The sequence below is a fragment of the Streptomyces sp. NPDC001568 genome, assembly GCF_042893755.1.
Lineage (GTDB): Bacteria > Actinomycetota > Actinomycetes > Streptomycetales > Streptomycetaceae > Streptomyces.
Window position 1 is genome coordinate 319,222 of record NZ_JBIAVF010000001.1, and the last position, 25,608, is coordinate 344,829.

At 71.9% G+C, this 25,608-nt stretch carries 27 protein-coding genes and 1 pseudogene; 19 read left to right on the forward strand and 9 right to left on the reverse strand.

All coding sequences use genetic code 11. From position 1 onward, the window contains the following. Positions 1-74: 74 nt before the first annotated feature. The gene (locus ACFY0I_RS01555; RefSeq protein WP_388888585.1) at positions 75-1,166 is read left to right on the forward strand and encodes a LysR substrate-binding domain-containing protein; all 1,092 of its coding nucleotides are present in this window, start codon (positions 75-77) and stop codon (positions 1,164-1,166) included. On the opposite strand, the pseudogene ACFY0I_RS01560 reads toward ACFY0I_RS01555, so the two are convergent. Both ACFY0I_RS01560 and ACFY0I_RS01565 read right to left on the reverse strand, forming a co-directional pair. Then, positions 1,103-1,639 (reverse strand): annotated as a pseudogene (locus tag ACFY0I_RS01560) (peptidylprolyl isomerase); the annotation flags it as partial. The gene ACFY0I_RS01555 and the pseudogene ACFY0I_RS01560 sit on opposite strands and share 64 nt — an antisense overlap. Positions 1,640-1,664: 25 nt before the next feature. Next, positions 1,665-1,850, reverse strand: a complete 186-nt coding sequence (locus tag ACFY0I_RS01565) for a hypothetical protein (protein ID WP_362881390.1) — start codon at positions 1,848-1,850, stop codon at positions 1,665-1,667. 244 nt (positions 1,851-2,094) lie between these two features. Here ACFY0I_RS01565 and ACFY0I_RS01570 point away from each other — a divergent pair, with 244 nt between their 5' ends. Then, complete coding sequence (locus tag ACFY0I_RS01570; RefSeq protein ID WP_388888588.1) at positions 2,095-3,450, forward strand: carbohydrate-binding protein; 1,356 nt, start codon at positions 2,095-2,097, stop codon at positions 3,448-3,450. Positions 3,451-3,544: 94 nt separating this feature from the next. Here the strand turns inward: ACFY0I_RS01570 and ACFY0I_RS01575 are convergent, their stop codons facing one another. From ACFY0I_RS01575 to ACFY0I_RS01585, 3 genes are read right to left on the reverse strand one after another with little or no spacing between them, the layout of a single operon-like run. Next, positions 3,545-4,564, reverse strand: coding sequence for a YdcF family protein (locus ACFY0I_RS01575; RefSeq protein WP_388888591.1), 1,020 nt, complete (start codon positions 4,562-4,564; stop codon positions 3,545-3,547). A gap of 16 nt (positions 4,565-4,580) precedes the next feature. Next, positions 4,581-6,161: an amidohydrolase family protein gene (locus tag ACFY0I_RS01580; protein ID WP_388888593.1), complete on the reverse strand. Its 1,581-nt coding sequence runs from the start codon at positions 6,159-6,161 to the stop codon at positions 4,581-4,583. A 9-nt stretch (positions 6,162-6,170) separates the two neighbouring features. After that, entirely contained in the window at positions 6,171-7,451 is a 1,281-nt protein-coding gene (locus tag ACFY0I_RS01585; protein ID WP_388888596.1) for an alanine racemase, read from the reverse strand. Between the two features lie 158 nt (positions 7,452-7,609). On the opposite strand from ACFY0I_RS01585, the gene ACFY0I_RS01590 reads away from it, so the two are divergent. Both ACFY0I_RS01590 and ACFY0I_RS01595 read left to right on the forward strand, forming a co-directional pair. Further along, positions 7,610-8,371, forward strand: a complete 762-nt coding sequence (locus ACFY0I_RS01590) for an IclR family transcriptional regulator (RefSeq protein ID WP_388888599.1) — start codon at positions 7,610-7,612, stop codon at positions 8,369-8,371. Then, the gene (locus ACFY0I_RS01595) at positions 8,368-8,778 is read left to right on the forward strand and encodes a RidA family protein (RefSeq protein ID WP_388888601.1); all 411 of its coding nucleotides are present in this window, start codon (positions 8,368-8,370) and stop codon (positions 8,776-8,778) included. Before ACFY0I_RS01590 ends, ACFY0I_RS01595 begins: the two co-directional genes overlap by 4 nt. Positions 8,779-8,841: 63 nt before the next feature. On the opposite strand, the gene ACFY0I_RS01600 is transcribed toward ACFY0I_RS01595, so the two are convergent. Both ACFY0I_RS01600 and ACFY0I_RS01605 read right to left on the reverse strand, forming a co-directional pair. After that, complete coding sequence (locus tag ACFY0I_RS01600) at positions 8,842-10,176, reverse strand: M14 family metallopeptidase (protein WP_388888603.1); 1,335 nt, start codon at positions 10,174-10,176, stop codon at positions 8,842-8,844. A gap of 125 nt (positions 10,177-10,301) precedes the next feature. Next, a complete protein-coding gene (locus ACFY0I_RS01605) occupies positions 10,302-11,999 on the reverse strand; it encodes a chitinase (RefSeq protein WP_388888606.1) in 1,698 nt (565 codons plus the stop codon). A 350-nt stretch (positions 12,000-12,349) separates the two neighbouring features. On the opposite strand from ACFY0I_RS01605, the gene ACFY0I_RS01610 reads away from it, so the two are divergent. The 13 genes from ACFY0I_RS01610 to ACFY0I_RS01670 all read left to right on the forward strand — a co-directional run bounded on the left by ACFY0I_RS01610 (position 12,350) and on the right by ACFY0I_RS01670 (position 22,150). Further along, the gene (locus tag ACFY0I_RS01610) at positions 12,350-13,231 is read left to right on the forward strand and encodes a hypothetical protein (protein WP_388888609.1); all 882 of its coding nucleotides are present in this window, start codon (positions 12,350-12,352) and stop codon (positions 13,229-13,231) included. A 40-nt stretch (positions 13,232-13,271) separates the two neighbouring features. Beyond that, positions 13,272-13,973 (forward strand): Flp pilus assembly protein CpaB, encoded by a 702-nt coding sequence (gene cpaB / locus ACFY0I_RS01615; RefSeq protein WP_388888611.1) that lies wholly within the window; start codon positions 13,272-13,274, stop codon positions 13,971-13,973. Positions 13,974-13,980: 7 nt separating this feature from the next. Next, positions 13,981-15,240 (forward strand): CpaE family protein, encoded by a 1,260-nt coding sequence (locus tag ACFY0I_RS01620; RefSeq protein ID WP_388888613.1) that lies wholly within the window; start codon positions 13,981-13,983, stop codon positions 15,238-15,240. Between the two features lie 3 nt (positions 15,241-15,243). Continuing rightward, a complete protein-coding gene (locus tag ACFY0I_RS01625; protein WP_388888614.1) occupies positions 15,244-15,618 on the forward strand; it encodes a TadE/TadG family type IV pilus assembly protein in 375 nt (124 codons plus the stop codon). Positions 15,619-15,622: 4 nt separating this feature from the next. Then, positions 15,623-15,997 (forward strand): TadE/TadG family type IV pilus assembly protein, encoded by a 375-nt coding sequence (locus ACFY0I_RS01630; protein WP_388888617.1) that lies wholly within the window; start codon positions 15,623-15,625, stop codon positions 15,995-15,997. Next, the gene (locus tag ACFY0I_RS01635) at positions 15,994-17,349 is read left to right on the forward strand and encodes a CpaF family protein (RefSeq protein ID WP_362881367.1); all 1,356 of its coding nucleotides are present in this window, start codon (positions 15,994-15,996) and stop codon (positions 17,347-17,349) included. The genes ACFY0I_RS01630 and ACFY0I_RS01635 overlap by 4 nt, the downstream gene beginning before the upstream one ends. Continuing rightward, positions 17,346-18,284, forward strand: coding sequence for a type II secretion system F family protein (locus tag ACFY0I_RS01640; RefSeq protein ID WP_388888620.1), 939 nt, complete (start codon positions 17,346-17,348; stop codon positions 18,282-18,284). Before ACFY0I_RS01635 ends, ACFY0I_RS01640 begins: the two co-directional genes overlap by 4 nt. A 13-nt stretch (positions 18,285-18,297) precedes the next feature. Continuing rightward, positions 18,298-19,200: a DUF5936 domain-containing protein gene (locus ACFY0I_RS01645; RefSeq protein ID WP_388888621.1), complete on the forward strand. Its 903-nt coding sequence runs from the start codon at positions 18,298-18,300 to the stop codon at positions 19,198-19,200. A gap of 3 nt (positions 19,201-19,203) precedes the next feature. Beyond that, complete coding sequence (locus ACFY0I_RS01650; RefSeq protein WP_388888624.1) at positions 19,204-19,890, forward strand: response regulator; 687 nt, start codon at positions 19,204-19,206, stop codon at positions 19,888-19,890. A 110-nt stretch (positions 19,891-20,000) separates the two neighbouring features. Beyond that, complete coding sequence (locus ACFY0I_RS01655) at positions 20,001-20,234, forward strand: hypothetical protein (protein ID WP_388888627.1); 234 nt, start codon at positions 20,001-20,003, stop codon at positions 20,232-20,234. Continuing rightward, on the forward strand, positions 20,231-20,896 hold the full coding sequence (locus tag ACFY0I_RS01660) for a pilus assembly protein TadG-related protein (RefSeq protein ID WP_388888630.1): 666 nt from the start codon (positions 20,231-20,233) through the stop codon (positions 20,894-20,896). Before ACFY0I_RS01655 ends, ACFY0I_RS01660 begins: the two co-directional genes overlap by 4 nt. Positions 20,897-20,943: 47 nt before the next feature. Next, entirely contained in the window at positions 20,944-21,510 is a 567-nt protein-coding gene (locus ACFY0I_RS01665; protein ID WP_388888633.1) for a hypothetical protein, read from the forward strand. A 4-nt stretch (positions 21,511-21,514) separates the two neighbouring features. Beyond that, complete coding sequence (locus ACFY0I_RS01670) at positions 21,515-22,150, forward strand: OmpA family protein (protein WP_388888636.1); 636 nt, start codon at positions 21,515-21,517, stop codon at positions 22,148-22,150. On the opposite strand, the gene ACFY0I_RS01675 is transcribed toward ACFY0I_RS01670, so the two are convergent. After that, complete coding sequence (locus ACFY0I_RS01675; protein ID WP_388888639.1) at positions 22,147-22,716, reverse strand: TetR/AcrR family transcriptional regulator; 570 nt, start codon at positions 22,714-22,716, stop codon at positions 22,147-22,149. The two genes, ACFY0I_RS01670 and ACFY0I_RS01675, sit on opposite strands and share 4 nt — an antisense overlap. 103 nt (positions 22,717-22,819) lie before the next feature. On the opposite strand from ACFY0I_RS01675, the gene ACFY0I_RS01680 reads away from it, so the two are divergent. After that, the gene (locus tag ACFY0I_RS01680; RefSeq protein WP_388888641.1) at positions 22,820-23,251 is read left to right on the forward strand and encodes a nuclear transport factor 2 family protein; all 432 of its coding nucleotides are present in this window, start codon (positions 22,820-22,822) and stop codon (positions 23,249-23,251) included. Positions 23,252-23,525: 274 nt separating this feature from the next. Here the strand turns inward: ACFY0I_RS01680 and ACFY0I_RS01685 are convergent, their stop codons facing one another. Then, on the reverse strand, positions 23,526-24,467 hold the full coding sequence (locus ACFY0I_RS01685; RefSeq protein WP_388888643.1) for an NADP-dependent oxidoreductase: 942 nt from the start codon (positions 24,465-24,467) through the stop codon (positions 23,526-23,528). A 90-nt stretch (positions 24,468-24,557) separates the two neighbouring features. Between ACFY0I_RS01685 and ACFY0I_RS01690 the strand changes: the two genes are divergently transcribed. Next, complete coding sequence (locus ACFY0I_RS01690) at positions 24,558-25,523, forward strand: AraC family transcriptional regulator (RefSeq protein WP_388888654.1); 966 nt, start codon at positions 24,558-24,560, stop codon at positions 25,521-25,523. The last annotated feature ends 85 nt before the right edge of the window (positions 25,524-25,608 follow it).

A 25,608-nucleotide genomic window follows, 5' to 3' on the forward strand; every position in this document is an offset into this window, starting at 1 on the left:
CTAACGAGCCTCCCTCGATTCTGGATGCGGCACACCCGTAGCGCATGCGCACAGGTCTGGACCAAGCTCGGACCATGGATCTGGAGTTGAGGCACCTCAAGATCGTCAGGGCCGTCGCCGACGCCGGGAGCCTGACCCGCGCCGCCACCGCGCTCGGGCTCGCGCAGCCCGCGCTGAGCGCGCAGCTCAAGCGGATCGAGCGGGCCCTGGGCGGGGCGCTGTTCCTGCGCGGGCGGGACGGCGTACGGGCCACCGCGCTCGGGGAGCTGGTGCTGGAGCGGGCCCGGGTGGTGCTGCCCGCGGTGTGCGAGTTGCAGGAGGAGGCGGTGCGCTTCGCCCGGGAGGGCGCGGCCGGCCACCGGCTCGGGGGGACGCACGGGCCGCTGCTCGGCGGGCTCGTCGACCGGCTCGCAGGTCAGGAGCCCGGGGTGTCGGTGACGACGTACACGTCCTGGTCGGAGCGCGAGGTCGCGGCCGGGGTGGCCGCCGGACGGCTGGACTTCGCCCTGGTCGGGGTGTGCGGGGAGAGCCCGCCGCCGGAGCCGGGGCGGCTCGCCTGGATGGAGGTGGCGCGGGATCCGGTGCACGTGATGCTGGCCGAGGACCACCCGCTGGCCCACCGGGCGGAGATCGAGCTGGCGGAGTTGGCCGCCGAGGCCTGGACCGACGTACCGGGCGACGGCTGCTTCGGGGACTGCTTCGCGGCGGCGTGCGTGCGCGCGGGGTTCACGCCGGCCTGCGTGTACGAGACGGACACGGCTTCGTGCGTGCACCTCGTCCAGGTGGGGCGGGCCGTGGGGCTGTGCCGGGCGACGTTCCCGGTGACCCCCGGGGTGCTGGCACGGCCGCTCGCCGGGAGCCCGCTGGTGTGGCGGCACCTGCTGGGCTGGCATCCTGCCGCGCCCGCCGCCGCCCGGGCCGCGGCGGTGCTGGAGCACGCCCGGGCCGCGCACGCCGACGCCCTGGCCCGGTCGGCCTCGTCCGTGGCCGGGGCGGCGGCGGGCGCGGCCGGGGCCGGGGCCGCGGGTCAGCCCAGCGGTGCGGCCTTCTCGATCACGACCGGGACCAGCGGGACGTCCCCGTGTCCGCCCGCCCGGCCGGTGCGGACCGCGGCGATCGAATCCACCACGTCCTGGCCCTCGGTGACCACGCCGAAGACCGCGTAGCCGTAACCGCCGGGAGTGGTCGAGGTGTGGTCCAGCGCCGGATTGTCGGCGGTGTTGACGAAGAACTGCGAGGTCGCCGAGTGCGGCACGCTCGTCCGGGCCATGGCGACCGCGTACCGGGTGTTCTTCAGTCCGTTGTCCGCCTCGTTGCGGACGGGCTCACGGGTCGGCTTCTGCCGCATGTCGGGCGTGAAGCCGCCGCCCTGGTTCATGAACCCGGGAATCACCCGGTGGAAGACCGTGCCGTCGTAGTGGCCGCTCTCCACGTACGCGAGGAAGTTCGCGACCGAGGCCGGGGCCTGCTCCGCGTAGAGGTCGATGACGAAGGCGCCGAGGCTGGTGGTCAGCTTCACCTGAGGCATGCGGGTCGGGTCCCTTCTGGGGCTGGAACGTGCCACACAGCATCGCAGAGGGTGACCGACAGGCCACGGCCCGGGGTGTGAGCCCCGGGCCGTGACCCGCAGCAGCGTCATCGGTCGCCCGCGAGGGCGGGGCCGGCTACGGCAGGTAGCGCTCGATGACCTGCGGACCCTCCTTCTCGATCATCAGGCGAGCCTTCTCGATCCGCTCCGGAGTCGGGTCGTGGCCGGTCGCCATCACAAGGTCCTCAGGGTCGTAAGGCCGCTCCCCGCCGGTGAAGAGCCGGTCCGACCGGGTGGGCTGCTGGTCCGATTCACTGTCCATCGCGTACCCCTTCCACTGCCCCCCTGGCCCCCATCGTGCGGCGGCCGGGCCATGAACGCACCTCGGCCGGTCCGAGGCCGGTCCGAGGTCGGTCCGAGGCCGCCCCGCGACCGCCCCGCGACCGGGCCCCGGACGCCCGCGCGGTCCGGCCATACCGCCGGGGGAGGGGTCAACCGACGTCTCCCGTACGGCGGTTCGGATTCCTACGGTGTCGAGGACCCCCACCGAACCGAGGAGATCCCCCATGCTCAAGCGACACGCCCGCGCGGCGTGTACCGCCCTGGCCACCGCCGGGCTGCTGCTGGCAGCCACCGGCGGAGCCACCGCCTCGGACGCGCCCCGGCCGGCCGCCGCCTCGGCCGCCGAGACCCTGCGCACCGCCGACGCGCAGCCCGAACTGCTCGCCGCCATGCGGCGCGACCTCGGCCTGACCGCCACCCAGGCCCGGACGCGGCTCGCCCACGAGGCCGAGGCCGGGGCCACCGCCGCCCGGCTCCGGGACCGGCTCGGCGCCGCCTTCGCCGGGGCCTGGCTGGACGGGGCCGACGCCGGCACCCTGACCGTCGCCACCACCCGCGCCGCCGACACCGCCGCGATACGCGCGGCCGGCGCCGAGGCGAAGCTCGTCGGCCGGTCGCTGAGCGACCTGGACGCGGCGAAGTCGGCCCTGGACCGGGCCGCCGGCGCCGAGACTCCGGTGCGCTACGTCGACACCCGCACCAACACCCTGGTCATCGAGGAGACCCGGCCGGGCGCGGCCGCCCGGCTGCTCGCCGCCACCGGGACCGATTCCGCCCTGGTCAAGGTCGTCCGTACCGCCGAGGCGCCCCGCCCGCTGTACGACCTGCGGGGCGGGGACGCGTACTACATGAACGGCAGCGGTCGCTGCTCGGTCGGCTTCCCCGTCACCAAGGGCACCACGCAGGGCTTCGCGACGGCGGGGCACTGCGGCCGGGCCGGCACCACCACCAGCGGTTTCAACCAGGTCGCGCAGGGTTCCTTCCAGGCGTCCGTCTTCCCCGGCAACGACATGGCCTGGGTCGCCGCGAACAGCAGCTGGACGTCGACCCCCTACGTCAAGGGCAGCGGCGGGGCGAACGTGCAGGTCACCGGCTCGGTGCTGCAACCCGTCGGGTCTTCCGTGTGCCGCTCCGGCTCGACCACCGGCTGGCACTGCGGGACCGTCCAGCAGCACAACACGAGCGTCACCTACCCCGAGGGCACCATCTCGGGCGTGACCCGGACGACGGTCTGCGCCGAGCCCGGCGACTCCGGCGGTTCCTACATCTCCGGCAGCCAGGCCCAGGGCGTGACCTCCGGCGGTTCCGGCAACTGCTCCAGCGGCGGGACGACCTTCTTCCAGCCGCTGAACCCGATCCTGTCCGCCTACGGGCTCACCCTGAAGACCACCGGCAGCGACCCGGGCCCCGGCCCCGGCCCCGGCGACCCCGAGCCCGGCGGCACCTGGAAGGCCGGCGCCGTCTACGCCACCGGCGCCACCGTCACCCACGGCGGCGCCACGTACCGCTGCCTCCAGGGCCACCAGGCGCAGACGGGCTGGGAGCCGCCCGCGGTCCCGGCGCTGTGGCAGCGGCTGTAGCCGCCGCGCGAGCCGCGTGAACAGGGGGCGCCGTGACTGCCGAGGGGGGAGTCACGGCGCCCCCGCCGCTCCCCGCGGCCCATCCGTCGGCCCGTCAGAACGTCAGCAGCGCCGCCACCGAGACCAGTGCGCCGAAAGCCGTCAGCGCCCCGCAGATCGCCAGGTTCACCCTGCGGTGCTCCCAGAACACCGCGACGAACTCGCGCAGCGTGGCGGTCGGCAGGAAGTAGCGGGCGGTCGGCGCACCCACGACCTGCCCGTTCACCCCGGCCTTGCGGGCCATCATCGCGGCCCGGAACGCGTGGAAGTTGTTGGTGACGACCACACACCGGTAGCCCGGCACGTCCGCCTCCATGATCTCCCGGCTCAGCAGCATGTTCTCCTCGGTCGTGCACGACCGGTCCTCCAGCCGTACGTGCTCGGCCGGCGCGCCCTGCGCGATCAGCCAGTCCGCCATCGCGCGGGCCTCGGAGACCTTCTCGTCGGACCCCTTGCCGCCCGACACCAGCAGCACCGGCGGCCGGCCGCCCCGCGCCACCTGGGCGTCGTGGATCTGGTGTCCCTTGCGCAGGCGCGAGGCCAGCAGCGGCGGCACCCGGTCCCCGCCGATCAGGCCCGAGCCGAGCATCACCACGTGGTCGACGTCGCCGCGGACCTTGATGCGGCCGTAGAGGAAGGCGTACCCGACGAAGGACAGGAACACGAACGACACGTAGCCGACGACCAGGCCGAGGGTGGCGACCGCCCCGGTGAGGACCGCCGAGTCGGAGACGCCGACGAAGACCAGCAGCGCGATCATCGCGAAGATCCCGAGGCCGGCGAGCAGGGACAGCAGGTTGGGCAGGCGCGTGCCCTCCTTGCGGACCATCGTCACGCCGTTGGCGACGAGGAAGACCCCGGCGGCCACCAGGCCGAGGGTGGGCACGGACAGGACGAGCAGCAGGGCGGCGACCGCGAGCCAGCCGGGCAGGGCCGCGACCTGCAACACCACGGCGAAGGAGAGCGCCACGCCGGTCAACCCGAGCAGGACGGCGTTGCGAAAGCGGCGGCGGTCCCTCCGGGCGCTTATGCCGAAGGCGACGAAGAGAAGGGCGGCGAGGGCGAAGGCGACCATGGCGCCATCGTAGGTGTCAGGCGGGAAAGGCCGTCCGGCGCACGGAACGCCCGGCCAGGACGTCCGTCCTGCGTCCGTCCCGGATGACGAAACGCCCGTCGATCAGCACGTACGGGATCCCGGTCGGCAGCGTCCGGGGCCGCTCGTACGTGGAGCCGGCGGCGACCGTCTCCGGGTCGAACAGGACGAGGTCGGCCCGGAATCCGACGCGGACCAGACCGCGGTCGGGCAGCCGCAGCCGCGCCGCGGGGCGGCCGGAGAGGTGGGCCACGCACTCCTCCAGGCCGAGCACGCCGAGTTCGCGGACGTACCGGCCGAGGTAGTGCGGGAAGGTGCCCCAGGCCCGGGGGTGCGGTTTGGCGCCCCGCAGGATGCCGTCGGAGCCGCCGGTGTGGACGCGGTGGCGCATGATCGCGCGGACGTTGTCCTCGTGGCCGACGTGCTGGAGGACGGTCGGCGCGAGCCGGTCGCCGAGCAGCAACGCGCGGGCGGTGTCCCAGCCGTCGAGGCGGGTGCCGACGTACCGGGCGAGGTCGGGATCGCCGACTCCGGATATCTCGATCGTCGACCAGTCGACGGGGACGCCGTGGCAGCCGTCGGCGCCCTCGACCTCCAGCGCGCGGCGGATCCGCTCCGCCTCGGCGTCGTCGCGCAGGCGGGCCAGGACGGCCTGCGGGCCGCCCTCGTTGGCCCAACTGGGCAGCAGCGCGACGAGGGTGGTGCAGCCGGGGGTGTACGGATAGGTGTCGAGGGTGATGTCGGCGCCCGCGTCGAGCGCCGCGTCCAGCAGGGCGAGGAGTTCGGGGGCCCGGCCCTCGTTCTCGCCGAAGTTCATGGTGGCGTGCGCGAGGTGGAGGGCGCAGCCGGCCCGCCGGGTGAGCTCGACCATCTCGGCGTAGGCGGCGAGGGCGCCGTGGCCGTAACTGCGGTGGTGGGGGCAGTAGTAGCCGCCGTACCGGGCCACGACCCGGCACAGTTCGGTGAGTTCGGACCCGGAGGCGTACATGCCGGGGGTGTAGGTCAGGCCGGAGGACATGCCGACGGCGCCCTGTTCCAGGCCCTCGGCGACGAGCCGGCGCATCCGCTCCAGTTCGGCGGGGGTCGCGGGCCGGTCGTCCCAGCCGAGGGCGTGGGCGCGGACGGTGCCCTGGGGGACGAGGTAGGCGGCGTTGACGGCGATGCCGCCTCCGCCGTGGGCCCGGTCGAGGCGGTCGAGGTAGCCGCCGACGGTGCGCCAGTCGAAGTCGACGTCGTCGCCGGGGCCGTTCCAGCCGGCGATGGCGGTCCGTACGGCGTCGAGGGTGCGGTCGTCGGCGGGCGCGTACGACAGGCCGTCCTGGCCGAGGACTTCGAGGGTGACGCCCTGGGCGGCCTTCGCGCTGTGGTCCGGGTCGCGGAGCAGCGCGAGGTCGCTGTGGGCGTGCATGTCGATGAAGCCGGGGGCCAGGACGAGGCCGTGGGCGTCGAGGGTGCGCCGGCCGCCGCCGGGGATCCGGCCGATGTCGACGACGCGGCCCTCGTGCACGGCCACATCGGCGGTGTACGAGGGCCCGCCCGTGCCGTCGGCGATGCGGGCCCCCCGGATGACCAGGTCCACGGCCGGCGCCTAGAAGAAGGTGCGGACGTAGTCGGTGACGGTGCCGTCGGCCCGCACCACCGGGATCAGCGGCCACTTCTCGAAGATCGTGCAGGGGTGGGACATGCCGAGCGCCACCCAGTCACCGACCCGCACGTCCTCGGCGGAGTCGGTCTCCAGCCAGGCGTGCTGGTCGGAGAGCTTGACGACCCGGACCCCGGTCGCGGGCCGCTCCTCGCCGGTGAGGGCGTCGCGGACCAGCTCGGCCTCGGGGAGCCCGAGGTCGTAGGCGACGTCGCGCTTGCCCGCGTTGACGAAGGCCTGGGTGGGCGAGGGGCGGGAGACGACCTGGGTCCACAGCCGGAAGGCGGGGCGCAGGCCGCCCTCCTCGGGGATCCGGTTGAAGGGGGTCAGGCGGCCGTACCAGCCGTGGTCGTGGGAGACGTACGCGCCGGAGCGCAGCAGCTTCAGGAGCGGCCGGGAGAGCTCCGGGAGTTCGGCGAAGACGTCGGCGACGGCGTCGAACCAGGCGGATCCGCCGGCGCTGACGACGATCTCCTCCAGGTCGGGGGAGTACCGCCCGGCCTTGTCGAACTCGACGGCGAGGCCGGTGAGCCGGCGCAGATAGGCGTGGACGCCCGCCGGGTCGGCGTCCGGCACCTCGGCCTCGTAGCCGGCGACGCCGACGAGGCGCAGGGTGTCCGTGGCGGCGACGGCGTCGGCGACGGCCCGGCAGTCCTCGTCGCTGCGGGCGCCGGTACGGGCGCCCTCGCCGGCGCCGAGCTCGACGACGACGTCGATGACGGCCGGCTGCCCGGCCAGCGCCCGGTCCATGAGCTCGACGCCGCGCACGGAGTCGACGTAGCAGACGAAGCGGAAGTCGGGGTCGGCGGCGAGTTCGGCGGCGACCCAGCTCAGGGCGGCGGGGTCGACGAGCTCGTTGGCCAGGAAGATCCGCCCGATGCCGAAGGCGCGGTAGACGCGGGCCTGGTGCGGGACGGCGGCCGTGATGCCCCACGCGCCGTGTTCCAGCTGGCGCCGGAAGAGCTGCGGGGACATGCAGGTCTTGCCGTGCGGGGCGAAGGCGAGGTGGTGGCGCTTCGAGTATTCCCCGAGCGCGGTGAGGTTGTGTTCCAGCGCGTCCGCGTCGAGGGTGAGCACGGGCGTGGTGAACCCGCCCGTGTGCAGGTTGCGGGCCTCGGCGGCGAGGGCGCCGACGGTCAGGCCGGCGCGCTCGGCGTCCGGGGGGAGGCCCTTGAACCGGTGGTCGACCGGTTCGTCGGCGAGGGCCTGGACGGGATCGCTGGGCATGTGCGGGTGCCTCCCGGGCGTGTTGCGCGTACCGCAACGGGCGTTGCGTATGCCGCTGCATGCTGTCTAACATCCCGGATGACGGCGGGTCAACGGGCGGAGCCCGGTGCGGCGCCGGAACCCGCCGCCGCGCGGGCGGACGGAGGAGAGGACTCGGCGTGAGCCAGTCGGTGGAGCGTGCCCTGCAGATCCTGCCGGCGCTCGCGAAGGGCCCCGCCGGGCTCGGGGACGTCGCCGACGGGCTCGGCGTCCACAAGAGCACCGCGCTGCGGCTGCTGCGGACCCTGCACGCGCACGGCTTCGTCTACCGGCAGCCGGACGGCCGCTACCGGCTCGGCGCGGGCCTGTTCGCGCTGGCCGCGGAGGCGGTGGAGAACCTGGACGTGCGCGAGGTCGCGCACCCGCACCTGGTCGAGCTGAACCGGCTCACCGGGCACACCGTCCACCTGGCGCTGCACCAGGACGACGAGGTCGTCTACATCGACAAGGTCGACAGCCGCTACCCGGTGCGGATGTACTCCCGCATCGGCCGGCCCGTCCCGCTGACCGTGGCCGCCGTCGCGAAGGTGATCCTGGCCGACCTGCCGGAGGCAGACCGGCGGAGCCTGGCCGCGCGCATCGAATACCCCCGCTACACCGCCCGCTCCACCCCGGACGCGGACGCCTTCCTGACCGAGCTGGCCCTGGTGCGCCGGCAGGGCTGGGCCGCCGACCTGGGCGGCCACGAGGAGGCGCTCAACTGCGTGGGCGCGCCCGTGCGCGGCCCGGGCGGGCGGGTCGTCGCCGCGATGTCCGTCTCGGCGCCCGGTGTGGTCGCGGGCCCCGACGAACTGCTCGAACTGCTGCCCCTGGTACGCCGTACCGCCGACACCATCAGCCGGGAGTACTCCGGCTCCGAACCCAGCGAGGACGTTCCGTGACCGAGAAGACCGCCATCACCCCCGACACCCACACCGCGCCGCCCGCGAGGTTCTCGCACGGCGTGCGCAAGGGCAACGTCCTCCAGGTCGCCGGCCAGGTCGGCTTCCTGCCCGCGGTGGCGGGCCAGGCCCCGACGCCGGCCGGGCCGACGCTGCGCGCGCAGACCCTGCAGACGCTGGAGAACGTCCGTTCCGTGCTGGAGGCGGGCGGCGCGACCTGGGACGACGCGATGATGATCCGCGTCTACCTGACCGACACCGCGCACTTCGCCGAGATGAACGAGATCTACAACGCCTACTTCGAGGAGCAGGGCCTCAAGGAGGCGCCGGCCGCCCGCACCACGGTCTACGTGGGCCTGCCCGCCGGGCTGCTGGTCGAGATCGACGCGCTGGCCGTCCTGGGCTGAGCGCGCCGAGGGGGCGCCCCCTGGCGGCGGGGCGCCCCCTCGGGCCGTGCGGCCGGCAACCCGTCAGGTGCAGTACTGGGCTTCCTTGCCGATCGAGCGGTACATGCAGTCCGCGTTCTCCAGGAGTTGGAGCACGGCCTCCTTGTTGCGGGAGGTCTCGCGGTCGATCACCTCGTCGGGCGGGTAGAAGCCGCCGCCGCCCGAGCTCGACGGGTACATCTCGAAGGTGTAGGCGAAGATCTTCTGGCTGCCCCACAGCCAGTCGTCGATCGTGCCGTCGGTGATGTACAGGTCGCTCGACTGCTCGGGCGTGTAGCCGTTGCTGGCCGCCATGCCGGTGCCGACCTTCTTGAAGGCGGCGAGGTCGTCGGCGGTCAGGCCGGGCGCGGTGTCGTTGTACGTCCACCCGAAGGGCCACAGCACGAGCTGGCTGTAGGTGTGGAAGTCGATCGAGGCCTTGATCTGCTGCTTGCCGCCGACGACGCGGCTGCGCACGAAGTCGGAGACCACCTTCACCTCGGGGGCGGACTCGGCGGCCGGGCCCCGGTAGGTCTCGGAGCTCTTGCTGCTGCTGGAGCCGCCGCAGCAGCCCCACTTGTAGTTCCAGTTCCGGTTCTGGTCCGTGCCGACGTAGGAGGAGCCGGAGTTCGGCTGCCGGTTCTTGCGCCAGGAGCGGTAGGACCCGGTGGCGATGTCGTACTCGCCGCCGTCGGGGTTGAGGTCCGGCACGATCCAGATCTCGCGGTTGTTGACCGCGTTGGTGATCCGGGACTCCGTGCCGTACTTGGAGCCGAACTCCTTCAGCAGGTACAGGGCCATCTCGACGGTGAGGTGCTCGCGGGCGTGCTGGTGCGCGGTGAAGAGCACCTCGGGCTCGGCCTCGTCGGTGGCGACGTTGTCGCTGATCTTGATCGCGAACAGGTCCCGGCCCTGGTACGACTTGCCGATGACCCGCTTGCTCATGATCCCGGGGTACTGGGCGATGCGCTGGTCGATCTCCGCGGTCGCCTCGGCGTAGTTGTGGTACTTCGAGTCGGCGGACGGGAAGTCCATGGCGCCGGAGGCGATGCCGGGCACGGAGCGGTCCGGGGGACCGGGGAGCGCGGTCAGCTGGTAGCCGCGCCTGCGGAGGTCCTTGGCCTGCATGGTGTCGGCGCTGACGACGACGGTGTGGTCGTCCACCTCGTCGATCGACACCCCGGTGCTCAGCAGGGCGGTCCGGTCGGCGACGGTCGACGGTCCGTGGATCCGGTACTGGACGATGGCCTCGTCCTGGGTGGCGGTGGACGGGCTGGCGGGCTGGGCTGCCGTGGCGCTCAGGCCGTAGGCGGGTGCGCCCAGCGCGAGCGCCAGCAGGGCCGCCGTGACGGCGGCCCTCCGGCGGGTGTGGAGCCGCATGCGTTCTCCTGGGTCGGGAGTGTGGGGGTAGCCGTGCGGACGCGCACAGCGTGCTCTCATGGCATGTCCGGGTCAAGAACCTGCCGGGTGCGCCGACCTGAATCGGCCACCCCCACTCGTACCGCCTAAGGGAGCGCGTGGACCTTGGGACCCACCGCGTTGGACCAGGCGCTACCCGCCTTGGCGTCCCAGTTGGTCGACCAGGTCATCGCCCCGCGCAGACCCGGGTAGGTCTTCGACGGCTTGAAGGATCCGCAGTTCGTGCCGCGGGCCAGGCAGTCCAGGGCGTTGTTGACGATGGCCGGCGACACGTAGCCGCTGCCGGCGCCGCTGGGCGAGGCCGGGACCCCGATGCCGACCTGGGACGGGTCGAGGCCGCCCTCCAGCTGGATGCAGGCCAGGGCGGTCAGGAAGTCCACCGAGCCCTGCGCGTAGACCTTGCCGTCGCAGCCGTTCATCGCACCGCTGTTGTAGTACTGCATGTTGACGACGGTCAGGATGTCCTTCACGTTGAGGGCCGTCCTGAAGTAGCCGCCCTGCGTGGACTGCATGTCGATCGTCTGCGGCGCCATGGTCAGCACCATGGACGGGCCCGCCTTGGCCGACAGGGCGCGCAGCGCCTGCGTCATGTAGGTCGGGTTGAGTCCGTTCTCCAGGTCGATGTCGATGCCGTTGAAGCCGTACTCCTGCATCAGCGCCCAGGCCGAGTTCGCCAGATTGTTGGCCGAGGCCGAGTCGTTGACCGAGATCGTGCCCTTCTCGCCGCCGATGGAGAGGATGACCGACTTGCCCGCGGTCTTCTTCGCGGCGATGTCCGCCTTGAACTGGGGCACGGTGTAGCCGTTCAGGCCCGCCGAGTCGAGGTTGAAGGTGATGGCGCCGGGCGTGGTCGTGGCGTCGGCGAAGGAGACGGCGATGATGTCGTACTCGTTCGAGACGTCGGAGAGCTTCTGGACGGTCGCGCCGTTGTTGAAGTTCTGCCAGTAGCCGGTCAGCGCGTGCTTGGGGACGGACGGGTTCGGGCCGGGACCCGGGCCCCCGCCCGTCGTCGTACCGGTCACCGGCGCCGACTTGGCGCCCTCGCCGGCCGCGTTGTAGGCGCTGACCTGGAACGCGTACGAGGTCGCCGCGGCGAGCCCGGTGATCTGGGTGGAGGCGTCCGTGACGGACTTGACCCGGACCCCGTCCTGGTAGACGTGGTAGCCGGCCGCGCCGCCGACCGCGTTCCACGAAAGGGTGAGCGCGCTCGCGCTCTGGCCGGAAACGGCGGTCCCGGCGGGGGCGCCCGGGATGCTCGGACCGGGGTCGGTGCCGCCGCCCCCGTCGGGTCCGACGACGCTGAACTCGTCTATCACGTACGGTGTTTGGCCGTACCAGCCGTGGGTCCAGACGCTGACCTGGGTGGTGTTCGGGCCGGTGGAGAAGGTGGTGGAGAGCTTCTGCCAGCCGGCGCCGGAACCCGGCGTCCAGGTGGAGACGTCCTGCGTGCCGGTGCCGGTCGCGCCGAGGTAGACGTAGCTGCCCTGGACCTGGGTGCTCAGGGTGTACGTCGAATTCGGCTTGACCGTGACGGTCTGGCTGCAGCGGGCGTTGTCCTGGCCCGCCGGGGCGGCGCGCAACGCGCCCGTTCCGGCGAAGACCGGGGAGGAGACGGAGGCGCCGCTGCCACCGGAACAGGACCAGTTGGCCAAGCCGGATTCGAAGCCGCCGTTGCGCACGACGTTGACGTCGGCCGCCTGGGCGGTGCCGGAGGCGAGGGCCGTGAGGCCGCCGGCGGCGAGCGTGGCCGCGCCCAGCAGGGCAAGGGAGCGTATGCGGTTCACGTGGGCTCCGTGGGGGGAGGAAGGGACAAGCGGAATGAGGGGGAGTGGGGGTTCCCCGCAACCAAGTGCTGGCGCAGCCAAGTTGGTCCAGACCAATCTCCCTGTCAAGGGGCTTTGCGAAGTGGCTTGAAATCAACGGGCCCCCGAATCCCGGTTGTCCGGGTTTCCCGCCACCTGTGACACGTGCTCGTGGCACGGGAATCCGCAAGCCCCTGCCCCACCAGGGAGGTCGCGGATATGGTGCTGTGGCAAGGGGGAAGCACGTCGGAAGTTTGCGGTCGCGCAGTACGGGCGCGTACGTGACGGCCACGGGAACGTGCGTGGTGTACCGGGTGAACGGGGGGATTCGGGTGCCGACCGCCATCGCTGTCACCAGCGCCGATCTGGTGCTGCCGGCCCCGGACCGGCACACCCCGGGCGCCGCCGTCCTGCGCCCGCCGGGCGAGGCGGACCTGGAGGGCGCACTCGCCGAGACCTCCGCCCTGCTGGAGCGGCACGGCCACCTCGTGGTCGTCGTACCGCCATGGCTGCCGGCGGCCACCGCGCGCCGCCTGCACACCGTCCGGGCCATCCTGGAGACCGACCGGATCGCGCTCATCGACATCGATCTCCCGCCGCTGGCCACCGCCGTGCTGGTGCGTCAGCTGCGCCAGCTCAGCGTCTGCGACTTCAGCCCCGGCGTCATCGCCTCGGCCGCCCGACTGCTCTCGCACTACATCTGGGCGGGCGCCCTGCTCGGCACCGTCGCCAAGCTCGACCGGGTCCCCGTCGGCCTGAAGGCGCACGCCAGGTCCTGGTCACCGAGCGCCCGGTTCGCCGTACTGGCCCACCCGACGCCGCACCTCGCGAAGCTCGGCCCGCCAGGGGCGACGGGCGCACGCGAGGGCGAGCTGCCGCCGGGACCCGGCTTCGCCACCCACCTGACCTTCGCCCGCGGGCAGTCGTCCTCCGACTGGGTCACGGCCGAACTGGCCCCCGCCTGGCAGGTGCAGGGCGTCATGGAGAACCCGCTGCCGGCCGACTCCGCCGACTGGTGGGCCACACCCAAGCTCGTCGAGTTCGCCGCGGCCATCCCCGACCCCTCCGTGCTCTACCAACTGGTCTCCTCCGTACGCCGCGAGGAGTGCCGGTGGTGCGGCTTCGAGCTCATCGGCGACCGCTGCGGATTCTGCGCCGCCCCGCTCGCCGCGCCGCCGCCCGAAGCGGCCAACCGCCCCAGATCCAGATCCTGACCGGCCCGAACGAACGAAGAACGGCGAGGTAGTACGGCTCATGAACTCACGCCAGCGCCGCGGCGTCATCCTGCTCCTGCTGTCGGTCCTGTGCGCCCTCGCGGCGTTCGGCGGGGTCCTCGTGGTCATCGGCGACGTCAATTCGAAGGTCGGGTCCGAGGTCGTCGCCTACCGGGTCAAGGGCGACATCGCCCCCTACAGCGCCCTCGGCGCCGGCCAGTTCGAGGAGGTCACGGTCCCCAAGCGTTGGCTGTCCGGCACGGCCGTCACCGACCTCGGAGCCCTCAAGGACAAGATCGCGCTCACCACCCTGAAGAAGGGCTCGCTGCTCCAGACGGACATGTTCGTCGACAAACCGCAGCTCCAGGCCGGTGAGCAGGAGATCGCCATCATGATCGACGCGGCGACGGGAGTGGCCGGCAAGATCACCTCCGGAGCCAAGGTCAACATCCTCGCCACCTTCAAGGGCGCCAAGGACACCGACCCGTCCCGGTCGGTCATCATCGTCGCCAACGCCCGCGTCCTCGGCGTCGGCAAGCTCACCGCCCTGGAGAAGAACAGCGACCGCACCGGCCCGACCGAGGCCGTACCCATCACCTTCGCCCTGACCACCAAGGACACCCAGCGCGTCGCGTACGCCGAATCCTTCGCGGAGCACGTACGGCTGGCCCTGGTGGCCCCCGGCACCGACTCGGCGCCCGGCCCGAGCGAGCGCACGTACACCCTCGAAGGGGACAAGTGAGGCGCGGATGACCACTCGTATCCTGCCCGCCGCCGGTGACGCGGACGCCGCCCGCGCCATCGTGGCCCTGCTCAGCCAGCTCCCGGACGCCGAGCCGGCCGCTCCCGTCCCCGATTCCACCTCCCTCCTCGACACCCTCGGCCGGATGGCCGCCGAATCCGTCGACGAACTGCCCGAAGTGGTCCTCGTCCACGAACGGATCGGGCCCGTCCCCGCCCTGGAACTCATCCGCGAAGTCGCCCTGCGCTTCCCGGCGGTCGGCGTGGTCCTGCTCTCCTCCGACGCCGGCCCCGGGGTCTTCTCCGCCGCCATGGACTCCGGCGCGCGCGGCCTCGTCGGCCTGCCGCTGGGCTACGAGGAACTCGCCACCCGCGTCCAGGCCGCCGCCCAGTGGTCCGCGGGCGTACGCCGCCACCTGGGCCGGGGCGCCGACGCGCCCACCGGCCCCGGCGGCCGGCTCGTCACCGTCACCGGCGCCAAGGGCGGCGTCGGCACCACCTTCGCCGCCGTCCAGTTCGCCCTCGCCGCGGCCGCCTCCGGCCGCCGCACCGCCCTCGTCGACCTCGACCTCCAGGCCGGGGACGTCGGCTCGTACCTCGACGTGCAGTTCCGACGCTCCGTCGCCGACCTCGCCGGCATCCAGGACATCTCCCCGCGCGTCCTCCAGGACGCCGTCTACGAGGACCGCACCGGCCTGGCCCTGCTGCTGGCACCCGGCGAGGGCGAACGCGGCGAAGAGGTCGACGACCGGGCCGCCCGCCACGTCATCGCCGCCCTGCGCGCCCGCTACGAACTCGTCGTCGTCGACTGCGGGACCCAGGTGACCGGCGCCAACGCCACCGCCGTGGAAATGGCCGACGTGGCGGTCCTGGTCGTCACCCCGGACGTGGTCTCCGTACGGGCCGCCAAACGGATGGTCCGCATGTGGGAGCGGCTCCAGGTGCGCAAGGCCGAGGACACCACCGTGGTCGTCAACCGCTGGAGCAAGCACACCGAGATCCAGCCCGCGCTGATAGAGAAGATCACCAAGACCCGGGTCGCCCGCACCCCCGTCCCGGCCGCCTTCAAGGAACTCCAGGGCGTCGTCGACGCCGGCCGCGTCCAGGACCTCGACAACCGCTCGACGGTGAAACAGGCCCTGTGGACCCTGGCCGGCGAACTGGGCCTGCTCGCCGTCGCGGACGACCCCAAGGCCGGACCCGGCCACGCCCTCGCCGTCCGCCCGTCGGGCCCGGTGGCCCGGCTGCGCCGCGGCCGGGAGGGCTGACGGATGGCCGCCCGGCGGTCCGCGCGCACCGGCCGCCCCGACCGGGGTCAGGTCGCCGTCGAGTTCGTCGGCATGGTCCCGCTGATCCTGCTGCTCGTCGCGGCGGTGTGGGAATGCGTGCTGATCGGCTACGCCTTCTCCCTGGTCGGCAACGCGGCCGACGAGGCGGCGCGGGCGGGGGCGGTCAAGGGGGACGGGGCCTGCCGGACGGCGGCGGTGGAACACATCGGCGGCGCCTGGGGCCCGACGACGCAGTGCGGCCGGGCGGGAGACCTGTACAAGGCGACGGTGACCGTCCGGATCCCGGTCCTGTTCCCCGGCCTCAACTTCGGTTCCCTGGACGGCACGGCCGGCGCGGCGATGGAGAGGGAGGAGTGAGGGCATGAGGCGGCGCATCCGCTCCGACCGGGGCCAAGTGGCCCTGGAATACATCGGCTTCGTACCGATCCTGCTGTTCGTCGCGCTCTGCGGGATCCAGCTGGGCTGGATCGCGTACGTCCACGAACAGGCGGACACCGCAGCCCGCACGGCGGCCCGCGTGGAGGCCCGCAAGGGCTCCGGCGGGGAGGCCGCGGGCCGGGCCGCCGTGCGCGGCGGCCTGAGCGCCGACGTCACCGTCTCGAAGAACACCGACGCCGTCACCGCGAACGTCTCCATCCGGATCAACTCGATCATCCCCGGCCTGAACCCCGAGCCGGCCACGGCCACCGCCGTGATGCCCAACGACGACCCGAACCCGATCGGAGCCCGCCCATGAGCCTGCGCTCCCGGGTCAACACCCCCGACGACCGGCACAGCCCCCGCGAGGACGGCCGGCTGGTCTCCTCGTACCGCGCCAAGCTGCTCGAGGAGATCGACCTCGCCGAGATGTCCGCGCTCGCGCCCGCCGAGCGCCGCGCGCGACTGGAACGCGTACTCGGGCACATCATCAGCCGCGAGGGCCCCGTCCTGTCCACCGCCGAGCGCGCCCAACTCGTGCGCCGCGTCGTGGACGAAGCCCTCGGCCTCGGCGTGCTCGAACCGCTCCTCGAGGACGCCTCGATCTCCGAGATCATGGTCAACGGGCCGGACCAGATCTTCGTCGAGCGGGCCGGCCGCGTCGAGCAGCTCCCCATCCGCTTCGCCTCGCACGAGCAGCTCATGCAGACCATCGAGCGCATCGTCTCCACCGTCAACCGCCGCGTGGACGAGGCCAACCCGATGGTCGACGCCCGCCTCCCCAGCGGCGAGCGCGTCAACGTCATCATCCCGCCGCTCTCGCTGACCGGCGCCACCCTCACCATCCGCCGCTTCCCGCGCGCCTTCACCCTGCACGAGATGATCGGCCTCGGCTCCCTCGACGAGCAGATGCTCCTGCTGCTGTCCGGGCTGGTCCAGGCGAAGATGAACGTGATCGTCTCCGGCGCCACCGGCACCGGCAAGACCACCCTCCTCAACGCCCTCTCCGGACTCATCCCGGAGGGCGAGCGCGTCATCACCATCGAGGACTCGGCCGAGCTCCAGCTCCAGCAGGCGCACGTCATCCGCCTCGAATCCCGGCCCCCGAACGTGGAGGGCAAGGGCCAGATCACCATCCGCGACCTCGTACGCAACTCCCTGCGCATGCGCCCCGACCGCATCATCGTCGGCGAGGTCCGCGGCGGCGAGACCCTCGACATGCTCCAGGCCATGTCCACCGGTCACGACGGCTCCCTCGCCACCGTCCACGCCAACAGCTCCCAGGACGCCCTGATGCGCCTGCAGACCCTCGCGTCCATGTCGGAGGTGGAGATCCCCTTCGAAGCGCTCCAGGACCAGATCAACAGCGCGGTCAACGTCATCGTCCAGCTGACCCGCTTCGGTGACGGCTCGCGCCGCATCACGGAGATCTCCATCCTCGACTCGCACGGCCGCGAACCCTTCCGCATCACCACCGTCTGCCGCTACGTCGCCCAGCCCATGGGCGCCGACGGGCGCGTCCACGGCCACTTCGCCTACCACCCGCTGCCGCGCCGGATCGCGGAACGCCTCTACATGAACAGCCAGCCGATTCCCCAGGCCTTCGGGGTCGCCCTGTCGGACGAGCGGTACGAACCGTTCGACCCGCTCACCTCTCGGACCGTCCTGTGAACAACCTCGTCCTCCTCACCCTCGGCGCCACCCTGCTGGCCGGCCTGCTCGTATCCCTGGGCGTGCACGCCTACGCCTCCGGCCACGCCCAGCGCGCCGCCCTCATCGAGCGCCTCTCGGCGAGCGGAGCACCCGAACCGACCGGCCGCCGACGCCGCTTCCCGGCCGTGGACCGACGACTGCGCGGAACCCGGTTCGGACGCCGCCTCGAACTGAAGCTGGCCACCACCGGCATGGACCTCACCCCCGGCGAGTTCTTCGTCTACATGCTGATGGCCGTCGCCGGCGTCTGGCTGGTCGCCGCGTCCCTGCTGGCGCCCTTCTTCGGCCCCCTCGCCGGCCTGATCGGCATCTGGGCCGCCAACGCCTTCCTCAACTGGCAGCGGGCCCGCCGCACCGAACGGTTCATCAACCAGCTCCCGGAACTGGCCCGCATCCTCGCCAACGCCACCCAGGCCGGCCTGGCCCTGCGCACCGCCATCGGCATCGCGGCGGAGGAACTGGAGGCCCCGGCCGGCGAGGAACTCTCCCGGGTCGCCGACCGCCTCGCCGTCGGCCACTCCATCGAGGAGGCCCTGGGCGAGATCGTCGACCGGCTCCCGTCGCGGGAACTCGTCGTCCTCGTCTCCACCCTCGTCCTGTCGGCGCGGGCGGGCGGGGCCATCGTGGACAGCCTGCGGAACCTGACCGTCACCCTGGAACAGCGCAAGGAGACCCGCAGGGAGATCCGTACGCAGCTCTCCCAGGTCACCGTCACCGCGTACCTGGTCCCCGCGATCGGCGTGGGCTCGCTGCTCCTGGTGAACACGATGATGCCCGGCGCCCTCGACCGCATGACGGGCGCCTTCGTCGGGCAGGTGGCGGTGCTGGTCTCCCTGGGCCTGTTCGCCCTCGGCTTCGTCCTCATCCGCCGCCTCTCGAAGATCGACGTGTGAGGCGGACGACCACATGACCGCGCTGCTTCCCCTCGCCCTCGCCCTGGCCCTCGGCCTCGCCGTCTTCGGCATCCTCCACGGCATCCGCCTCTACCGCGCCGACGTCAAACTCCCCACCGACCTCGCGCTCGCCCTGGAGGTCGGCGCCACCCGCACGACCGCCGTCGGCTCCCTCGTCGACCGCCTCGGCATCCGCTGGGCCCCGCTCGTCCTGCGCCTGATGGGCCCCAAGCAGGTCGCCCGCAAACGCCGCCAGATCGACATGGCCGGCAACCCGTCCGGCCTGACCATCGACCGCTACGCCGCCCGCCGCGCCGTGTACGGATTCCTCGGCGGCTTCGGCGCCCTGGCCATGCTGATGAACGGCCGGCTGGTGCCGGCCCTCCTGATGGTCGCCTTCGGCCTGTTCTGGATCGAGGCCGGCCTGTGGTCCGCGATCCGGGTCCGCCGCGACAACATCGAGCGGACCCTGCCCGACTTCCTCGACGTCCTCGCCGTCGTCGTCAGCGCCGGGCTCGGATTCCGCCAGGCGCTGGAGCGCGTGTCGCGCAAGTACGAGGGCCCCTGGGCCGACGAGGTGCGCATCACCCTCCAGCAGATGGACATGGGCGTCAGCCGCCGCCAGGCCTTCGACGAACTGCGTCGCCGCAACGACTCCGAGCAGGTCGCCCAGTTCGTCACCGCCCTCCAGCAGGGCGAGGAACTCGGCTCCCCGATCGTGGAGACCCTCATCGCCATCGCCGAGGACATGCGCCGCACCGACGCCCAGAACGCCCGCCGGCGCGCCGCCCGGGCCGTCCCCAAGGCCACCTTCGCGGTCACCATGTTCATGCTGCCGGGCACGCTGATCCTGCTCGTCTGCGGCTTCGTCTACGGCGCGGACGTCGACTTCGGCGCCCTCCTCGGAGGCGGCTGAGCCATGATGCCGATCCGCGTCCTGATCGCCGACGACAACCCGGTCGTCCGGGCCGGCCTCGCCGCCCTGCTGGCCGCCACCGACGACCTCCACGTGGTGGCGCAGGCCCGCGACGGCCGGGAGGCCCTGAGCCTGACCCGCCGGCACAGCCCGGACGTGATCCTGCTGGACGTCCGCATGCCGGGCGTGGACGGCATCTCCGCCCTCCCGCACCTGGTGCCGCTGGCCCCCGTCCTGATGCTGACGCACAGCCGCGAAGCCGACACGATCCGCGAGACCCTGCTCCTGGGCGCGGGCGGCTACCTGGTCCACGGCGAGTTCACGGCGGACGACCTGATCCGCGCGGTCCGCGACGTGCGCGCGGGCCGCGCCCACTTCTCGACGTCGGTCGCCACGACCTTGCTGGAAGACCTCCGCTCCTCTTCGCAACCGCAACGAAGTGTGGCATCCTCTACGGAGCGCATGCACAACTCTGTTCCATATGGGCTGAGTTCGCGGGAGACCGAGATCATGGACTTGATCGCGTCCGGAATGAACAATCAACAGATCGCCGGCGCCTGCTTCATCAGCGAGAAGACGGTCAAGAACCACATCAACCGCATCTTCGCGAAGCTCAGGACCACCACCCGCAGCGAAGCCATAGCCCGCTGGCTGGGAACCGCCCGTCCGGGGGTGACCGGCCATGGCTAGCCGCAGGACGCAATGGGTCCGCATTTGGGCCCCGGGACCCTTGGTTATCACCCGTAACTCCCCGTACCGTCCGCCCATCAACAGTGGCACCGGCCCGGGAGGGGACCCCCATGTCACACAACTCGCTGCTGAAGGCCACGATCCGACTGCACACGTGGACGGACACGGCGATCACCCGACTCCGCAAGCGCTACGCAAACCAGGACCGAGGCCAAACGGCCTTCGAATACCTGGGCATCATCCTGGTGGTCGTAGTGATCATCGGAGCAATCGTCGGCTCAGGCATCGGCACGTCCATCACGAACCGTATCGCTCAGGCAGTCGAGGACATCACAGCAGGGTGACTCGGCGCGGGTCGTCTGATGGGGGGCAGGCATTTCCCATTTACATCGTGACTGTGGCCTGTCTCCTCTTCGCCGCGCTCGCATTTTTCGTGATCGGCCAGGCCTCGGTGACACGCAGTAATGGGCAGGGGGCGGCGGACGCGGCGGCGCTGGCAGCCGCCCGCGATCTGAGGGACCAATTGACCCCCGGGCTGGATCTTGTGAGTCTCACAGCTGCCGACTGGGAGGCCCTTCTCGCGGGAAACCGGTTCGACGTGGAAGGGGCGTGTGGCGGGGCCCTGAGTTTCGCAGCGCAGAACGATGCTGTGGCGACGTGCGTACGTCGTGGCCTGACATTCAAGGTCGAGGTCACCACGAACGGCACCGTTGGCGATTCGGTCATCCCCGGAACGTCTGGTGTGCAGGGCAAGGCGAAGGCCACTGCGGTGGTCGAGCCTTTGTGTCGTCTCGGCTCGGTGGTTGTTCCGCCCGAGGTCGAGCCGACCCCCGGTGGGTCGCCGACCAGTGAGCCGGCTCCCAGTGCTTCGGTGGAGGAGCCGGAGCGCCCGGGACCGATCACCTTCGATTGTGACGGCGGCGACGACATCAGCTTCGACCCGTCAAAGCCCGAACCGTGGGACAAGTTGGCCAGGCGCCTGTTCAAGGTCCGTTTGGACAGCTGATAGTGGACGACAGAGATAAGGAAGCGGCTCAGATGAGGATTCGGCACGTGGTGAAGGTGCGTTCGGGGGCTGGCGCTGCTGCGGCGGCCATGGTTCTTGCCTTGGCCGGGTGTGGTGCTGATGGAGGGGATGGCAAGGCACCGGCGTCCTCACCTCCGCAGGCCTCCTCGGGCGGCTCTCAGGGATCTTCTCCCAGTGCCGGTCAGAGCACGGCTCCTGTTGAAGTGATCGCAACGTCGGCAGGCCCGGACGGCATCGTTCTCACGTTGAACTCCGCGGTTCGGGATCAGGGCGGATTCCTTACGGTCAGTGGCCAGATCAAGAACGGTGGATCGGCTGCCTTCGTGCAAACGGCAGCTTGGCGCGGAGACGAGAAGAGCGCGAGTGCGGCTTCAGTGGCCGGCGCCACACTGACTGACAAGGCAGGAAAGAAGCGTTACTACGTTCTCCGGGATACCGAGAGCAGGTGCCTTTGCACGGTCGGCATCACTCGCATTGGGGCTGGAGAGACCATCCCGTTCTTTGCTCAGTTCCCGGCTCCGCCGGCCAGTAGCACCGAGGTGGAGTTCAACCTGCCCACGTTTGCCACGGCTACCGTCAAACTCTCCGGGTGACGTCATGACAACACGCAATCGAGTCACTGCAGTTACAGCCATTTCGACTCTGGTGATCGCCGGCGCTCACTTCATCGGTGCCACCAGCGCGCATGCTGATGACCCCAAGCCGTCCGTACCCCCCGGCACGGAGCCGTCCGCCGCTGCGCCCGTGGCGATCGACTCCGCGTCCCCCGGGCTCAAGATCCCGCAAGGTGGGACGCTCGCGCCCATCAAGGTGCTCGACATCGCCGAGGTCGTCGAGGACCTCGGTGGGGAGCAGCGGCGGCAGGAGACCAACCAGACCGTCATGATGGCGTTGCAGTCCGAGGTGCTGTTCCCCGAGAACAGTGCGGTCTTCAACGCGCAGGCGGCGGCCCGGATACAGGCCATCGCCAACGAGATCAACCAGCAGAAGGCCACCCGCGTCCGCGTCTTCGGCTTCACCGACGACCAGGGCAGCTACGAGCACGGCAAGGAGCTGTCCAAGCAGCGGGCCGACGCGGTGCAGACGGAGCTCGTCAAGACCGTCACGAACCCCTCGGTCACCTTCGACGTGCGGGGCTACAGCGAGGACTACCCCATCGCGGACAACGGCACCGAGGAAGGCCGCAAGAAGAACCGCCGCGTCGAGATCACCTTCCCGCGCGGCGCGAGCTAGGCGCGGGCGGCTGCGGGGGCCCGGCCCAGGAGGGTGCGGGCCGCCGCCGCGGCGTGGTGGGCCGGGGCCGGGCCGGGGTCGAGGGCCGCCACCACCGTCGCACCCTCGACCAGGATCAGCAGCTGATCGGCGAGGCCGGGCGGGTCGGCCGGGCCGGTGAGGCCGGCCAGGAGGTTCCGTAGCTCCGCCTTGTGGCGGTGGACGACGTCCAGTACGGCGGCGGGGCCCGCGCCCAGTTCCCCGTAGGCGTTGAGGAACGCGCAGCCGCGGAAGTCCGGCTCCGAGAACCAGGCCGCGAGCCAGTCGAAGACGGCCGTGACCGGGTCGGGCGCGCCGTCGACGGATTCGCGCAGTCCGGCGATCCAGCGCCGGTCCCGGCGCTCCAGGTAGGCCGTGACCAGGGCTTCCTTGGCGGGGAAGATCCGGTACAGCCGCTTGAGCGCGACGCCGGATTCGGCGCGGATGCGGTCCATGCCGACGGCTTGAATGCCCTCCGAGTAGAAGAGGGCCTCTGCGGCGTCCAGCAGCCGGTCGCGTGCCTCGTCGTCGTTCATGGGGGAGTCCATGCGGGCAGCGTAATGCAGATTCACTTGCGAGGAAAACGATCGTTCTCTACCGTGAGAACGTTCGTTCTCCGCGCTTCGGTCACCGCCTTCGAGAGGCCTCGTCATGGGTACTGCCGCTGTACGTCCTCCCCTGCCGCCGTTCACCGAGGAGTCCGCCCGGGCGAAGGTCCAGGCGGCGGAGGACGCCTGGAACAGTCGCGATCCGGAGCGGGTCGCGCTCGCCTACACCGAGGACTCGGTCTGGCGGAACCGCGACCGTTTCCTCACCGGCCGGGACGAGATCCGGGCCTTCCTCGCCGACAAGTGGGAGCGGGAGCTGGACTACCGGCTCCGCAAGGAGCTCTGGGCGTACACCGGTGACCGGATCTCCGTCCGCTTCGAGTACGAGTGGCATGACGCCTCCGGCCAGTGGTGGCGCAGCCACGGCAACGAGCAGTGGGAGTTCGACCAGGCCGGTCTGATGCGCCGTAGGGAGGCCAGCATCAACGACGTCCCGATCGCCGCCTCGGAGCGCCGTCTCGACCGGCCCGCCTGACCGCCCCCGCGTCATGCCGGGCGCCCCGGCGGGGGCGTCAGTCGGTGAGGAGGTGGTCGGCCTTGCCGGCCTTGATGTCCCGGATCAGTTGGCGCAGCGAATCCGCCGAGTCGGTGAGGTACGCGGATTCCGCTCCCGCGACCGCGATGTAGCTCCTGCCGTCCCCGTCCGTACCGATCCGATGGCACGAGTTACCTTCTCCGCAGAATGTTCCGAGCGAACGGGCCCCGCACCACGGGTGGTTCGGCCGCGAACGGCAGCGGCCGGAGGCGACTCAAGGGACGATGATGACCTTGCCCCGGATCCCGCCGACCTCGCTGAGGCGGTGGATGGCGCCGAGGTCGGTCAGTGGGTGGGACGCGCTGATGTCGACGCCGACCACGCCCGCGTCGACGAGCTCCACCAGCGCCGCCAGCTGCGCCACATCGTTGCGGGCGACCATGTGCATCGCCGTCACCCCGGCGTCCGCCGGCGGCTCGATCGGGGTGGCGATCGAGACGATCCGCCCGCCGGGCCGCACCAGCGGGGCCAGAGCCGCCGCGTCCGACGGGCTCAGCGGAACCAGGTTGAGCAGGGTGTCCACCGGGCCGCCGAGCGCGGCCCCCACCGGTGCGGCGGTGTAGTCGATCACGTGGTCCGCCCCCTGCCGCCGGACGGCTTCGGCGCTGCGGGGGCCGGCCGTGGCGATCACCTCGGCTCCCGCGTACGTGGCCAACTGCGTCACGAAGCCACCGACCCCTCCGCCCGCGCCGTTCACCAGGACCCGCTGACCGGCGGCGACCTTCCCGTGCTCGAACACTGCCTGCCACGCCGTGAGGCCGGCCACGGGAAGAGCCGCGGCATCCGTGAGGGGGATGGAGGCGGGAGCCGTGACCAGGGTGGCCACGGGTGCCCGTACGTACTCGGCGGCCGCGCCCGCGCCGTCGAGCCGTCCGATGACCCGATCGCCGACGGCGAACCCCCGTGCGTCCGCGCCGACTTCGGCGACCGTACCGGCGACGTCCCATCCGAGCGTGTGGGGCAGGTCCAAGGGGAGGAAGGCTTGCAGCAGTCCGCCCCGCAACGCGGCCTCGGTCGGGTTGAACGACGTCGCGGCGACGCGGACGAGCACTTCACCGGACGCGGGCCGAGGGCGCGGAACGTCGTCGTAGCGGATCACGGAGGCGTCGCCGTACTCGTGGATGCGTGCTGTCTTCATCTTCGTCCTCATCTTCATGCCGCGAATCTAAGGCCGGACGCGGAGACGATCCATGCGGCAGAGGGGCCCTTTTCATACGCGTTCGTCTCGCCCGACTACTCTCACCCCATGGATGTGCTCAGTGACGTCATCGCGGTGATGCGAACCGGCCGCCCCCGGTCGGCGTACGTGCGGTGGCACGCCCCCTGGCGGCAGGAGTTCGCGACCGTGCCGGGGTCGGCGGGCTTCCAGGTGATCCTTCGGGGCTCCTGTTGGCTGATCGCGCCGGACGCGGAACCCGTCCCGCTGGGCGTGGGGGACGTGGTGTTCCTGCCCCACGGCAGTGGTCACACCCTGGCCGACAGCCCCGAAACCCCGGCGACGGCCCTCGCCTGCGGCCCCGACGACCCCGCGTACTCCGAGCCCTTCGCGTCGGACAGCGTCGACCGGACCGGAGACGGCGGTCCGGTCACCGTCGTGCTCTGCGGGACCTACCGGCTCGACCCGTCCCGCACCCACCCGCTGCTGCGCGACCTGCCCGACCGGATCCACCTTCCCGCGGCTCCGGACCCGGCGCCGGCCTCGGCCCCGGCCCCGGACCGGCACCCGGAACTGCGCGCCGCCGTAGGGCTTCTGGCCGCCGAGCTGGAGCACCCGCGCCTCGGCACTGACGCGGCCGTCCCCGCGCTCCTGGACACACTGCTGCTGTACATCCTGCGCATCTGGTTCTCCGAACAGCCCGCCCGGGGCAACACCACCGGCTGGGCCGCCGCGCTCAACGATCCGCCGGTCACCGCCGCCCTCCACGCCATCCACCGGGACCCGGCGGCGCCGTGGACCGTGGCGAAGCTCGCCGCGGAAGCGGGGCTTTCCCGGGCACCGTTCGCCAGGCGCTTCGCCGCACTGGTCGGTCAACCACCCCTCGGCTACCTGACCTGGTGGCGGATGAGCACAGCGGCGCGCCTGCTGCGGGCGTCGGACGCACCCTTGAGATCCATCGCCGCCCAGGTGGGCTACGCCTCCGAGTTCGCCTTCGCCCACGCGTTCAAGCGGATGCACGGGACAGCCCCCGGCACCTTCAGGCGGCGGAGCTGAATCCGGCGGAGCGAGGGGTGACCGGGGAACGGGGACGCCCTGCGGGGCGAGTTGCCGGGCGGACCGCTGCTCCGACGATGGGCCG